The sequence below is a fragment of the Rhizobium sp. BK377 genome, from assembly GCF_014193935.1.
Classification (GTDB): domain Bacteria; phylum Pseudomonadota; class Alphaproteobacteria; order Rhizobiales; family Rhizobiaceae; genus Rhizobium.
Genome location: NZ_JACIAC010000001.1, coordinates 198,972 through 212,828, shown reverse-complemented (window position 1 = coordinate 212,828; position 13,857 = coordinate 198,972). Strand labels below are relative to the sequence as shown.

General features: G+C 60.5%; 12 protein-coding genes. 10 read left to right on the top strand and 2 right to left on the bottom strand.

Translation table 11 applies throughout. The features are described 5' to 3' along the window. Positions 1–8: 8 nt before the first annotated feature. Both xth and erpA read right to left on the bottom strand, forming a co-directional pair. Positions 9–800 (bottom strand): exodeoxyribonuclease III, encoded by a 792-nt coding sequence (gene xth / locus FHT92_RS01050; RefSeq protein ID WP_183822009.1) that lies wholly within the window; start codon positions 798–800, stop codon positions 9–11. A 120-nt stretch (positions 801–920) separates the two neighbouring features. After that, complete coding sequence (erpA, locus tag FHT92_RS01045; protein ID WP_183822007.1) at positions 921–1,253, bottom strand: iron-sulfur cluster insertion protein ErpA; 333 nt, start codon at positions 1,251–1,253, stop codon at positions 921–923. Positions 1,254–1,473: 220 nt separating this feature from the next. Between erpA and FHT92_RS01040 the strand changes: the two genes are divergently transcribed. The 10 genes from FHT92_RS01040 to serS all read left to right on the top strand — a co-directional run bounded on the left by FHT92_RS01040 (position 1,474) and on the right by serS (position 13,853). After that, positions 1,474–2,691, top strand: a complete 1,218-nt coding sequence (locus FHT92_RS01040; RefSeq protein ID WP_183822005.1) for a deoxyguanosinetriphosphate triphosphohydrolase — start codon at positions 1,474–1,476, stop codon at positions 2,689–2,691. Between the two features lie 62 nt (positions 2,692–2,753). Further along, on the top strand, positions 2,754–4,511 hold the full coding sequence (argS, locus tag FHT92_RS01035) for an arginine--tRNA ligase (protein ID WP_183822003.1): 1,758 nt from the start codon (positions 2,754–2,756) through the stop codon (positions 4,509–4,511). Between the two features lie 61 nt (positions 4,512–4,572). Next, positions 4,573–7,857 (top strand): SPOR domain-containing protein, encoded by a 3,285-nt coding sequence (locus FHT92_RS01030; RefSeq protein WP_183822001.1) that lies wholly within the window; start codon positions 4,573–4,575, stop codon positions 7,855–7,857. 108 nt (positions 7,858–7,965) lie between these two features. Then, positions 7,966–8,979, top strand: coding sequence for a beta-N-acetylhexosaminidase (gene nagZ / locus FHT92_RS01025; RefSeq protein ID WP_183821999.1), 1,014 nt, complete (start codon positions 7,966–7,968; stop codon positions 8,977–8,979). Positions 8,980–9,004: 25 nt separating this feature from the next. Further along, a complete protein-coding gene (locus tag FHT92_RS01020) occupies positions 9,005–9,865 on the top strand; it encodes a segregation and condensation protein A (RefSeq protein WP_183743629.1) in 861 nt (286 codons plus the stop codon). Continuing rightward, positions 9,862–10,584 carry an SMC-Scp complex subunit ScpB gene (scpB, locus tag FHT92_RS01015; RefSeq protein WP_183743627.1) on the top strand — a complete coding sequence of 241 codons (723 nt, stop codon included), beginning with the start codon at positions 9,862–9,864 and terminating at the stop codon, positions 10,582–10,584. The genes FHT92_RS01020 and scpB overlap by 4 nt, the downstream gene beginning before the upstream one ends. A gap of 182 nt (positions 10,585–10,766) precedes the next feature. Beyond that, positions 10,767–10,958 carry a twin-arginine translocase TatA/TatE family subunit gene (locus FHT92_RS01010; protein ID WP_183743626.1) on the top strand — a complete coding sequence of 64 codons (192 nt, stop codon included), beginning with the start codon at positions 10,767–10,769 and terminating at the stop codon, positions 10,956–10,958. Between the two features lie 51 nt (positions 10,959–11,009). Next, positions 11,010–11,651 carry a Sec-independent protein translocase protein TatB gene (gene tatB / locus FHT92_RS01005; RefSeq protein WP_183743624.1) on the top strand — a complete coding sequence of 214 codons (642 nt, stop codon included), beginning with the start codon at positions 11,010–11,012 and terminating at the stop codon, positions 11,649–11,651. Then, positions 11,648–12,475 (top strand): twin-arginine translocase subunit TatC, encoded by an 828-nt coding sequence (gene tatC / locus FHT92_RS01000; RefSeq protein ID WP_183821997.1) that lies wholly within the window; start codon positions 11,648–11,650, stop codon positions 12,473–12,475. The genes tatB and tatC overlap by 4 nt, the downstream gene beginning before the upstream one ends. A 94-nt stretch (positions 12,476–12,569) precedes the next feature. Beyond that, a complete protein-coding gene (gene serS / locus FHT92_RS00995; RefSeq protein ID WP_183821995.1) occupies positions 12,570–13,853 on the top strand; it encodes a serine--tRNA ligase in 1,284 nt (427 codons plus the stop codon). Positions 13,854–13,857: the final 4 nt, after the last annotated feature.

The window sequence follows — 13,857 nt, the reverse complement described above, 5'->3', positions numbered from 1 at the left end:
TTTAAATCTCAGGCAGCGAAATCGAAGTAAGCAACGACGGGCACGTGATCGGAGGGCTTTTCCCAGGCACGCACATGCTTTTCGATGGCTGTTGACGTCATGCAGTCGGCTGCTTCCGGCGACAGCATCAAATGGTCGATACGGATGCCGTTGTTCTTCGGCCAGGCGCCGGCCTGATAATCCCAGAAGGAATAGAGTGCTGTCGCATCGGTTGCAGAACGCACCGCATCAACGAGACCGAGATTTTTCAGCCGGCGGAAGGCTTCGCGTGTCTGCGGCAGAAAGAGTGCATCGCTTTCCCAGACCTTCGGGTCGAAGCAATCATGCGGCTCGGGGATGACATTGTAATCGCCGGCCAGAATGAAAATTTCCTCGTATTCGAGGCGCTCGGCCGCGAATTTGCGCAGGCGCTCCATCCAGGCGAGCTTGTAGGGGTATTTTTCCGTTTCCGGCGGGTTGCCGTTCGGCAGGTAGAGGCAGCAAACGCGCGCCACCTTGTTGCCAGGCAGGGAGAAGACGGCTTCGAGGAATCGTGCCTGCTCATCGAGCGGATCACCCGGCAGGCCGCGATTGACTTCGGAAGGCGAATCCTTGGAGAGAATGGCAACGCCGTTGAAGCCCTTCTGACCATGCGTTTCCACATGGTAGCCGAGCGCCTCGATTTCCAGCCGCGGGAAGCCTTCGTCGATCGTCTTGATTTCCTGCAGGCAGACGATATCAGGACTGGAATCCTTCAGCCATTGCGTGAGATTGTCGATACGCGCCTTGACGCCATTGATGTTCCATGTCGCGATCTTCATGGCTTTATCCTGCTCTCTGTCCTGAGCGCTCTTCTATCGTGCTCCGGCGTTTGCGGACAAGACAAGAAACCGGCCGGAAGAAAATCTTCGGCCGGTTATCAATGGAAAATAGTTCTTGGATCAGATCGCGAAGCTGGTGCCGCAGCCGCAGCTTGCCACTGCATTCGGATTGTTGATCTGGAAGGACTGGCCGAGCAGGTTGTCAACGAAATCGATCTCGGAACCCGCCATATAGACCAGCGATAGACTGTCGATCAGTACCTTGGCATCATTCTTCTCCACGACGATATCGTCGTCGGCTGGGCCATCCACAAGGTCGAATTTGTAGGAAAAGCCGGAGCAGCCACCACCTTCGACGGAGACGCGCAGCGCGCTCTTGCCGGGATCGCTGCCGACGATAGCGGCGATACGCTTTGCCGCGGCGTCGGAAAGGGTTACATTCGCTTCAGTCATTTTTCCTCCTGCCGGGGTCAAGATCCGGAGAGAATCTAATTTGGACGTTTGATATTCAAACGCATGATATCAAAGAAACTTATCATGATCCTTCCATAAAGGACAGGATCTGGCGAAGCGGTCGACAAAGCGCCTCTTTGCCGTTTCTGTAAGCTATAGGTATGAAGAGCGGAAAGCGGCGTCAATGGGCAAGGTCGCAACGCGTTAGTGACGGTGAAGAATGAGCTTCGACAGGCATGCATTGGGTTTCGGTTATGGCGAACGGGCGGTCTATGCGGCAGATCCATGGAATTCGCGCGGGCGTCTCTATCCGGAGAGCGGCAGCCCGACACGGTCCGATTTCCAGCGTGACCGTGATCGCATCGTCCATACGACGGCCTTCCGCCGCCTGAAGCACAAGACGCAGGTCTTCATCGCCCAGGATGGCGATCACTACCGAACACGCCTCACGCATACGATCGAGGTGGCTCAGATCGCCCGAGCGCTTGCCCGCGCTCTCAAGGTCGACGAGGATCTCGCGGAGGGCGTGGCGCTCGTCCATGACTTCGGCCACACGCCCTTCGGTCATACCGGAGAAGATGCGCTGCACGAGGAATTGCTGCCCTATGGCGGCTTCGATCACAATGCCCAGTCTTTGCGCATCGTGACGAAACTCGAGCGACGCTATGCCGATTTCGACGGCATCAACCTGACATGGGAAAGCCTGGAGGGTCTCGTCAAGCACAACGGTCCGCTGCTGACGGCCGATGGTGTCGGCACGCGAGGGCCGGTGCCGCAGCCGATACTCGACTATTGCGAACTGCACGACCTGGAATTGGCGACCTACGCGAGCCTTGAAGCCCAGGTTGCAGCGATCGCCGACGATATTGCCTACAATACGCATGATATCGATGACGGGCTGCGCTCGGGCTATCTCAATTTCGAGATGCTGGAGGAAATCCCGTTCCTTGCCAGGCTGATGGCTGAGGTGAGGGAGCGCTATCCGCATCTGGAGCCGAGCCGCTTCACGCATGAAATCATGCGCCGTCAGATCACGCGCATGGTGGAGGATGTTATCGGCGTAGCGCAGAAGCGCCTGGCAGAGCTGAACCCGCAAAGCGCCGACGATATCCGCAATGCGGATCACGTAATGGCAACTTTTTCGGACGAGATGGCCGAGACCGACAGGCAGATCAAGGCGATGCTCTTCAAGCGCATCTACCGGAATGCCGATATCATGCGCATCCGTGCCGGTGCCGCTCAGATCGTCAAGGATCTCTTCGGTGCCTATATGGCCAATCCCAAGGAGATGCAGAGCCATTATTGGATCGACCATATCGCCGGTCTTTCCGACGCGCCGAAAGCCCGCCATGTTGGGGACTATCTGGCCGGCATGACAGATACCTATGCCATCAGTGCCCACAGGCGATTGTTTGACCACACTCCGGATTTGCGATAGGCAGCGGGCGCCCGGCAGCCGCCGGCAAACCTGTTGGCACAGCCTGTGCATGGAAGAGTGCGATGAACCTTTTTACCGATTTCGAAGCCAGGATTAAAAACGCCCTTGAACAGCTCGATCTGGTCAAGGAAAAGCGATCCGAGCTCGATTTCGGTCGCATTGCCGTAGAGCCGCCGCGTGATGCGAGCCATGGCGATGTGGCGACCAACGCTGCCATGGTGCTTGCCAAGCCGCTCGGCACCAATCCGCGTGCGCTTGCCGAAATCATCATTGCCAAGCTGCAGGAAGACACCGACGTCGCCGAGGTTTCGGTCGCCGGCCCGGGTTTCATCAATATCCGGCTCTCCGTCGGCTACTGGCAGCGCCTGCTTGCCTCGATGATCCAATCGGGCACCGGCTACGGCCGCTCGGCACTGGGGCAGGGCAAGAAGGTCAACGTCGAATATGTCTCGGCAAATCCGACCGGCCCCATGCATGTCGGCCATTGCCGCGGCGCTGTCGTCGGCGATGCGCTGGCAAACCTGCTCGCCTTTGCCGGTTACGATGTCGTCAAGGAATATTACATCAACGACGCTGGCTCGCAGATCGATGTGCTCGCGCGCTCCGTCTTCCTGCGTTACCGCGAGGCGCTCGGTGAGAAGATCGGCGAGATTCCATCCGGTCTCTATCCCGGCGACTATCTCGTTCCGGTCGGAGAATCGCTCGCTGCCGAATATGGCGTGCGCCTGCACAACATGCCGGAAGAGCAGTGGATGCCGATCGTCAAGGATCGCGCCATCGAAATGATGATGGTGATGATCCGCGAGGATCTGGCCGCCCTCAACGTCCATCACGACATCTTCTTCTCGGAGCGTACGCTGCATGCCAATGGTGCGGCCGCGATCCGCACCGCCATCAACGACCTGACCTTCAAAGGCTATGTCTACAAGGGCACGCTGCCGCCGCCGAAGGGCCAGTTGCCTGAGGATTGGGAAGACCGCGAACAGACTCTCTTCCGCTCGACCGAGGTCGGTGATGATATCGACCGTGCGCTCATCAAGTCGGACGGCTCCTATACCTATTTCGCTGCGGACGTCGCCTACTTCAAGAACAAGTTCGACCGTGGCTTCAACGAAATGATCTATGTGCTCGGCGCCGACCACGGCGGCTACGTCAAGCGCCTCGAGGCAGTTGCACGTGGCGTCTCCGACGGTAAGGCGAAGCTGACGGTGTTGCTCTGCCAGCTCGTCAAGCTCTACCGCGATGGTGAGCCGGTTAAGATGTCGAAGCGTTCGGGCGATTTTGTCACATTGCGCGATGTCGTCGACGAAGTCGGGCGTGATTCGGTCCGCTTCATGATGCTTTACCGCAAGAACTCGGAGCCGTTGGACTTCGATTTTGCCAAAGTAACGGAACAATCCAAAGATAATCCGGTCTTTTACGTGCAGTATGCGCATGCCCGCTGCATGTCCGTCTTCCGGCAGGCGAAGGAAGCCTTCGCCGATCTCGCCCCGACGCCCGAGCTTTTGGCGCAATCCGTTGCAGGCATTACGGATTCCGCCGAATTGCAGCTGATTGCCAAGGCTGCAGAATTCCCGCGTATCGTCGAAAGTGCAGCCCAGTCTCAGGAGCCGCATCGCATCGCTTTTTACCTCTATGATCTTGCCAGCGCCTTCCACGCCCACTGGAACAAAGGTAAAGATCAGACGGAATTACGATTTGTTAACGATAAGAACCGAGAATCAAGTATTGCCAGACTTGGGCTGGTGTACGCCGTCGCGTCGGTTTTGAAGTCGGGACTTGCCATTACAGGCACTGCCGCACCGGACGAAATGCGATAACGTCACCATTTCCCCACAATGCGCTGGCATTTGAGTGTTTGCGTTTCTGAGTGGGATGGGCATGGCTGATAAACGACTTGCGTATGACACGCGTGGTAAAGACGATATGTTTGCCGACGACGATCCGTTGGCAGAACTCGCTCGTATTGTTGGCTTTGAACCTCGCGTCGCGGCCAATACCGTAAGCGAACCCGCACGGCAGGAGCCGGCTCTCAATCTCGAGGACGAGCTTCTCCGTGAGTTCGAGCGCTATGACGCGCCGCGTCCTTTGGCTGCTCTCGATCATCCGGCCGAGCCAATCGCTCAGGAAGTCGAAACCTACGACTATGTCGAGCCTGTCCACGAGGACGTGCCCTCCATCGGCGAAGAACTTGTCCCATCGGTTGTGTCCGATTTCGAGGCACCTGTCGTCGAGCCGGAATTTTTTGAGGAAGCTTCCGCAGCGCCCGAAGTAGCTGCGCCTGAACCCGTCGCAGCCGAATGGGAAGCGCCTGTCGCCACCGATTGGGCTCCCACTCCGTCGAAGCCGGTCGCTGTTCCCGAAGAACCTCCTGTTACCTTCACGGCCTATGGTGGCGCCCGCGATCTGATCGAAGAGCTTGAGCTTTCGATCGGCAGCTCCGTCGCTCCGGCCGTTCAGCCACCGGCGAAGGCGCCGCAGTGGTCGGCTGCCAGCATTCGTCTGCCACTCGCTAATTTTCACGCACCGCGTCGCGAAGAGCCGGTTCTTTCCGAGCCCGTCGTCGAGGCTCCTATCGTCGATTCACCCGTTCTTGAGCCGGCTCAGGCTTCGGTTGATGCCCTCGCTGTCGAACCTGAATTTGCGGCCGAGCCGGAATTGACGGTCGAATCCGAAGTGGGTGCGCCTAAGGTAGCCGACGAGACTCTACCGGTCGCGGGGGGTGAAGCCGCGGATTTCGAGCCGGTTGCGGCATCCTTTGGTTTTCCGGCCGAGATCGATCGCCACGAGGAAGTCGCCCTTCCTGACCAGCCTGTCGCAACGGCCGAAGATGTCGCTGCCTTCGAAGAGCCTGGCGAACCCGACAATGCCGGGTTCGATCTGATTGCCGCTACAGCCGAAGGCGACGTTCACGCCGATGCTGGCCTGACGGAAGCGCTGCCGAAGCCAGCCTCCGATTCGGGTACCTTCGATCTCGACGATCTCTTGGCGGATGTCTCCCGTTATCCGGTGCCCCAGCGCGCGACACCCGAACTTGTTGTGGCGCCGCAGCCGGTAGAGGCAACTGCCGCGCCTGTTTTCGAGGTTCCCGTCTTTGAGGCTCCTGTCTTCGAAGCGCCCGTTGCTCGCGCACCTGCGCAGCCGACGGTGATCGCGCCCGTGCCGATGAGCCGTGCGACTCCCGTTCTTCGCCAGCCCGAAGCGCCGAAGCCGGCGGTTCGGGAGCCAGCAGAGCCGGTCTCGCAGCCTATCGCGCCCGCGCCGGTCGTACGTCAGCCGGAAATGGAAGCCGAAGATCCCTTTGCCGGCCACGATTTCGAGCTGGATCTCGCCGGCATCGAGCTGGAACTCGCCGATCTCGATTTCTCCGAGCCGCCGGCTCCGCAGCCCAAACCCGAGCCCGTGCGTGCAGCGCCCTTGGTCGCAGCTCAGCCTACGCCACGTTCGCAGCCACAAGCCGCGCCGGTTTTCGTGCCGGAGCCGCAGCCAGCACCCGTGAGCTACGCCAAGCCGGTGCCGGCAAGTGAATCCACCGAGGATCTGCCCTTCGATCCCTCGATGATCTCCGATCCGGAAGATCGTCCCGAGACGGTTGAGGACATGCATGTTCCGACGCTGCCGCCTGTCGAGCATCCGGAACCGATCGCCAAGACCGCCGACTTCGATTTCGATCTCGATGCCGAGATCGCAAGCTTCTTCGAGCCCGCCAAACGCCACGAAAAGGCGCCGATCGCCCCTGCCTGGGCGCCTCCGACTGCTGCTGCAACGGCCGCCACTGCGGCCAGGCCGGCAAGCACCGCCTTTGTTGACGGTCTTGATGATTTCGAACGCGCGCTGGAAGAGGACTTCCGCCGCAGCGTGCGCGAGCCGGTCGAACGCCGCGAGAACGTTTCCGAAGTCCATATCGAATCCGCAAGCCAGACCGCGGATTTCAACCGCGCCCGCTCCATGCGCCGCCTGCTGGCTGCAGCCGCCATGCTGGTCGTTTTTGCTGGGGGCGCATATGGCGTCTACAGTTGGGTGTCCAACGGTTCCGGCCTCGGCATCGCCGGTTCCGGCGAACCGCGCGTCATCACTGCCGATAAGGATCCGGTAAAGGTCGCTCCCGAAAATCCGGGTGGCAAGACCGTGCCAAACCAGGACAAGGCCGTCTATGATCGTGTCGCGGGCGCTGCCGAAGAGCCGAAACAGAAGGCTCTGGTCTCCTCCGACGAACAGCCGGTCGATGTCGTTCAGCGTACGCTGACGCCTGAAGTCTCGCCTGATGACGATGAAGGCAACGGCGATTCGGTGCTGCCGACTGCCGTCGGCGAGACGCAGGATCCGCGGCTGCTGCCGGACCACAACGCGACTGCGGATGCCTCCACGGCCAATGATGATGCAACGCCTTCCGTCTCGCCACGCAAGGTCCGCACGATGATCGTCAAGCCGGACGGCACGCTCGTTGCCCGCGAAGAGCCGGCACCTGCCGAGCAGTCCGCGCCGGCAAAAGAAGTTGCATCGGCAACGCCTGCAGCCCAGCCGGCCGCGACACCGTCCGCCGCGAGCTTCCCGGCTAGCACCGGGAATCAGAACGGCAATCAGGTTGCGTCCGCCGCTCTTCCGCCCGTCGGAGCAGCGCCTGCAGCCCAGCCCTCTCAGACGGCGAAAGTGGCTGAGGTAAGCGCCGCCAACGCCGATAAGGTCGACCCGCCGGTTCGCGCGGTCAAGACGACATCGGTCACCGATGCAGCATCGGCTGCGACGACGGATACGGCACCCGTCCCGACGGCCCGGCCGGTCGAACAGCCGGTCAATGTCGTCGGCACGGTAACCGAAAACGGCAATGTCCGCCCAACGGCTCAGCAGAAGCCGACGCAGGCCGCTTCGGCATCTGCAGCAGCCGCTGCCCCGCCGGCACAGCAGGCTCCGGCTGCCGCCAGCGGTGGCTACGGTATCCAGATTGCATCGCTGCCGTCTGAGGATGAGGCAAAGAAGTCCTACGCCAGCCTGTCGAAGAAGTTCGCCGGCGTGCTCGGTGGCCGCGCCTACGAAATTCGCAAGGCTGATATTGCCGGAAAGGGTACCTTCTACCGCGTTCGCATCCCGGCCGGCTCCAAGGATGAAGCTGCCGTCCTTTGCGAGCAGTATCGCTCCGCCGGCGGAAGCTGCCTGATCTCCAAGTAAGCTTTCTGGCTTTCTTTATCGCAACGGCGGGCTTGTCCCGCCGTTCTTTTTTGTGGGATGGCGCTTGACCTTGCTCGCAATTCGCGTGGCGGTCCTTATGATTCGAGCATGACCGAATCAAAAGCAACGATCCTTGGCTGCAGCGGCCTCAAGCTGACCGACGAAGAGAAGGCCTTCTATAGGGCAGAACGACCGTGGGGCTTCATCCTCTTCGGACGTAACATTTCCGAAGCCCAGCAGATCAGCGATCTCATTGCCGAGCTGCGCGACTGCGTCGGCTGGCATGCGCCCGTGCTGATCGACCAGGAAGGCGGTCGCGTTCAGCGCATCCGCCCGCCAATCCTGCAGCACTATCCGCCGGGGCAGGCGCTTGGCGACCTTTATCGCCGCGATCGAGCGCTTGGGCTGCGCGCCGCTTGGCTGATGTCGCGCCTGCACGCCTTCGATCTCCAGAGGTTCGGCATCAATGTCGATTGCCTGCCGGTGCTGGACGTGCCGGTCGAAGGCAGCAGCAATGTCATCGGCAACAGGGCCTATGGCGGCGATCCCGTCACTGTTACGGAAATGGGCCGGGCTGCTGCCGAAGGGCTGAAAGCGGGCGGCCTGCTGCCCGTCATGAAGCACATGCCGGGGCATGGGCGCGGTTTTGCGGATTCACATCTGGAGCTGCCCGTTGTAACGGTGTCGCGCGAGGAGCTGGAAGCGCACGACTTCCCGCCCTTCATCGCCATGAAGGACGAGTTGATGGCAATGACCTGCCATGTCGTCTTCACGGCCATCGACCCCGATAATCCGGCGACCACCTCCCGCAAGGTGATCGATGAGGTGATCCGCACAGAGATCGGCTTCAAGGGACTGTTGCTGTCGGACGATACCTCGATGAACGCGCTCGCCGGCACGATCGGTGAACGAGCGGCGAATATCATTGCAGGCGGCTGCGATATCGTGCTGCACTGCAACGGTCATATGGACGAGATGCGTCAGGTCGTGGCAAATGTACCGCCGCTGACAGGCCCTGCGCGTGGACGGGCGAAGGCCGTCGAGGATGGCTTCCCCACGCCGGATTCTGCGGAAGAGGCGGTGATAAGGGCGGAATTCGACGCCATCTTCGCAATAGCATGAGGGACGACCGGAAAGGCAGGGTAGGGTGAACACGATCAAGGGTACAGAGCGGTCCCAGGTGGCATCGACGCCGATGGACAAGCTGTGGCAGGAGAATGGCGCTGAGCGCGCTACGCATGAGCCGGCCCTTGTGATCGATGTCGCGGGCTTCGAAGGCCCGCTCGACCTGCTGCTTTACCTGGCCCGCAACCAGAAGGTCGATCTGTCGCGGATTTCCGTTCTCGCCCTTGCGGAACAATATCTGCAGTTCATCGAAACCGCGCGCCGTATTCGTATCGAGCTGGCTGCCGATTATCTCGTCATGGCGGCCTGGCTCGCTTACCTGAAGTCGCGGCTGCTGATCCCGCAGCAGGTCAAGGACGACGGCCCCTCGGGTGAGGAGATGGCTGCAACGCTCGCCTTCCGTCTCAAGCGATTGGAAGCGATGCGCCAGGTGGCCGACGGTCTCGTCAATCGCAACCGGCTCGGCCGGGATATCTTCGCCCGCGGCGCGCCAGAGCATATTCCCGCTCGCCATCAGTCCGATTATGATGCCAATCTCTACGATCTGCTGAGCGCTTATGCGTCGTTGCGGCAGCGTCACGCGATCACACAGGTGACGATCGAGCGCCGCAACGTCTGGTCGCTGACTGATGCCCGCGAACTGCTGACCCAGATGATCGGCGATATCGTCGACTGGACGGCGCTCGAGCAATATCTGCTGCGTTACCTCGCAAGCCCTGCCGAGCGTGTTACCGCTGTCGCCAGCGCCTTCGCCGCCTCGCTGGAGCTGGTGCGCGAGGGCAAGCTGGAAATCCGCCAGGATGGCGCCTTCCAGCCGATCTATATGCGCCGCGGCCCGAAACATGCCACCCTGCAGGTGGTCGAACAGGAGCAGTCGGATTGATCGGCGCGCAGGACGAGGACTTTGAAGGTGAAGATGGGGAAGGCAAAGACGCTTTCCGCAATCTGCAGGCGGAGATCGAAGCGGAGCGTATAGCCGAAGCGCTGGTCTTCGCCTCCGCCCAGCCGGTATCCGAAGGCTTCATCACCGAGCGTCTGCCGAAGGGCTTTAATGCGCGCGAGATCATGCTGCGCCTGAAGGACCACTACGCGCCGCGGGGCGTCAATCTCGTGCAGGTCGATGATGCCTGGGCCTTCCGCACTGCCGCTGACCTCTCCTTCTTCATCCGTCGCGATGAGAATGAGGTCCGCAAGCTCTCCCGCGCAGCGCTGGAAGTGCTGGCGATCATCGCTTATCACCAGCCGGTGACGCGCGCCGAGATCGAGGATATCAGGGGCGTACAGACCTCGCGCGGCACGCTCGACGTGCTGATGGAAGCGGGCTGGGTGCGGTTCCGTGGCCGCCGCCGCACGCCGGGCCGGCCGGTGACGCTCGGCACGACGCGAGATTTTCTCGACCATTTCGGCCTCGAGGAACTGCGCGACCTGCCGGGTCTCGAAGAGCTGAAGGGTGCCGGCCTTCTCTCTGGTCGCATCCCCGCCAATTTCAACATTCCTTCGCCCCTCATGAACGACGAACTGACCGAGGACGAGGATCCGATCACTCAGATGGATCTCGAGGAACTCGGGCTGCTGGCGCCCGGCGGCGCTTCTGAGGAATAGCGACGGCTGGTCTTGCTTTTGCCACGCCCGCGCAAAACAATGTCAATCACGACTTTTCGATAGATGAATGGCTTGTCACAAAGGCCGATACCGTGACATTAAGCTCAATCCAGAAGGATTGATGTTGGAAACCAGATCGGAAATTCTTACATCGAGGGAACACCGCAACAGGGAGTATGGTAATGGGTTCTTTTAGCATGTGGCACTGGCTTATCGTTCTGGCCATCGTGCTTTTGTTGTTCGGCCGCGGCAAGATCCCCGAACTGATGGGCGACGTTGCCAAAGGCATCAAGAGCTTCAAGAAGGGCATGACGGACGAAGACGCGCCGGAAACCGCAAAGACCGTCGATCACAAGGCCGACGAAACGAAGTAATTACGTACGGGAAAGGGCGCAGCCCCCGCGCCGCCCGTTCAGGAGCCTTGCATGTTCGATATTGGCTGGACCGAACTCTTGGTTATCGCGGTCGTTCTGATCGTGGTTGTCGGTCCCAAGGATTTGCCGCCGATGCTGCGCGCTTTCGGCAAGATGACGGCACGTGCCCGCAAGGTCGCGGGCGAGTTTCGTGCCCAGTTCGACGAAGCGCTGCGCGAAGCCGAACTTGATGACGTGCGGAGCACGATCAGCGACGCTCAGAAGCTCAACCCGGTCAATAGCCTGCGCGAGGCGATGAACCCGCTGCGCCAGATGGGCAACGAGATCAAGGCCGACCTGCAGAATTCGACCAAGGTCGAGAAGCCGGCAGAGCAGCGCCCGCTAGAGCATGGCGCCGAGACTGCGACGGAAGTGCCGCCTGCGGAAGTTTCCGTGCCGGCGCCGTCCATGAGCCTGCCGGAAACGCCGCCGGTCGTTCCTGCGCCGCAGCCGGTCGCTGCCGCCCCCGTTGCTCCGGTCGCCGTGGCCGAAAAGCCGAAGGCGGTGCGTAAGCCGCGTGTGAAGGCTGCAGCCAAAGCTGACGCGGTCGCGTTGGTCGCATCACCGGTCGAGAAGCCGAAGCGCGCTGCTGCAACAAAGAAGCCGACCACTGTTGCAAAGCCGGCCGCTAAAAAGAAGAAGGACGAGGCATGAGCGGTGATATACAAGACAAGCCGCAGCCCTTGATCGAGCACCTGATGGAGCTGCGCACGCGGCTGATCTGGTCGATCGCTGCCTTCTTCATCGCCTTCATCGTGTGCTTCATCTTCGCCAAGCACATCTTCAATTACCTCGTCTACCCCTACAAGCTTGCCGTCAGCTGGGCCAATCTCGATGTCGAGAAAGCGCAGCTGATCTATACGGCGCCGCAGGAGTTCTTCTTCACGCAGGTCAAGGTCGCCATGTTCGGCGGGCTTGTGATCGCCTTCCCGATCATCGCAGCACAGATCTACAAGTTCGTCGCTCCTGGCCTCTACAAGAACGAACGACAGGCTTTCCTGCCGTTCCTGATCGCATCGCCCATCCTGTTCCTCATGGGCGGCGCGCTGGTCTATTTCTTTTTCACGCCGATGGTCATGTGGTTCTTCCTGTCGATGCAGCAGGCGCCGGGCCATGACGAAGTCGCGATCTCGCTCCTGCCGAAGGTTTCGGAATATCTGAGCCTCATCATGACGCTCGTCTTCTCCTTCGGTCTTGTCTTCCAGCTGCCGGTCATCACCACGCTTCTGGCCCGCGTCGGCCTTCTGACATCGCAATGGCTCGCCGAAAAGCGCAAGTTCGCGATCGTGCTTGCCTTCGTGGTCGCTGCGGTGCTGACGCCGCCCGATCCCATGTCCCAGATCGGTCTTGCGCTGCCGACGATCCTTCTCTACGAGATTTCCATCTACGCGGCACGACTCGTGGAGCGTCAGCGTTCCAAACAGGCGCTTGAAGAGGCCAGCGAATCCTCTGACGTCGCCAAGACGGACAGCGTCTGAGCGCATCAGGACATTTCACTGAGTTCTGCCGTTTCCCATCCGGTCGGGGTTTCCCTCGACCGGTTCATTTATGTTGAAACGATCTGGAACGACGATGCTCGATATCAAATGGATCCGTGAGAATCCCGAGGCTCTCGATGCTGCCCTTGCCAAGCGCGGTGCGGAGCCTCTGTCGCAATCTCTCATCGCCCTTGACGAAAAGCGCCGCTCCGCCGTGCAGAAGGCGCAGGACCTGCTCTCCCGCCGCAACGCCGCCTCCAAGGAGATCGGCGCCGCCATGGGGCAGAAGAACACCGAGCTTGCCGACAAGCTGAAGGCGGAGGTCGCCGAGATCAAGGAGACGCTGCCCGCTGCCGAAGAGGAAGAGCGCGCGCTTTCCGCGGAACTCAACGACCAGCTGTCGCGCATTCCAAATGTGCCGCTTGATGAAGTACCAGTCGGCAAGGACGAGCACGATAATGTCGTGACCCGCATCATTGGCGAAAAGCCGCGCTGGAACCATACACCGAAGGAGCATTTCGAAATCGGCGAAGCCCTTGGCTACATGGATTTCGAGCGGGCCGCCAAGCTCTCTGGCTCGCGCTTCACGGTCCTGACCAGCCAATTGGCAAAGCTTGAACGTGCGCTCGGTCAGTTCATGATCGATCTTCACACGACCGAGCACGGCTATACCGAAGTGTCTTCGCCGTTGATGGTGCGGAGCGAGGCGGTGTTCGGCACCGGCAGCCTGCCGAAGTTCGAAGAGGACCTCTTCAAGACGACGGACGGCCGTTATCTGATCCCGACGGCAGAAGTGACACTGACCAATCTGGTGCGCGAGGAGATCCTCGATCAGGAGAAACTACCGCTGCGATTCACCGCTCTCACTCCGTCCTTCCGTTCGGAGGCTGGCTCTGCCGGTCGCGATACCCGCGGCATGCTGCGCCAGCATCAGTTCTGGAAGTGCGAGCTGGTCTCGATCACCGATTCAGAAAGCTCGATTGCCGAACACGAGCGCATGACGGCTTGCGCAGAGGAAGTACTGAAGCGTCTCGGCCTGCATTTCCGCACTATGACGCTCTGCACCGGCGACATGGGCTTCGGTTCGCGCAAGACCTATGATCTCGAAGTCTGGCTGCCGGGACAGAACGCCTTTCGCGAGATCTCGTCCTGCTCGGTCTGCGGCGATTTCCAGGCACGCCGCATGAACGCCCGTTATCGCGGCAAGGACGACAAGGCGGCGAAGTTCGTTCACACGCTGAACGGCTCCGGGACCGCTGTCGGTCGTTGCCTGATCGCGGTCTTGGAAAATTATCTGAACGAGGATGGTTCCGTCACGATTCCGGACGCTTTGCTGCCCTATATGGGCGGTCTGACGAAGATCGAACGGGCAGCTTGAAACA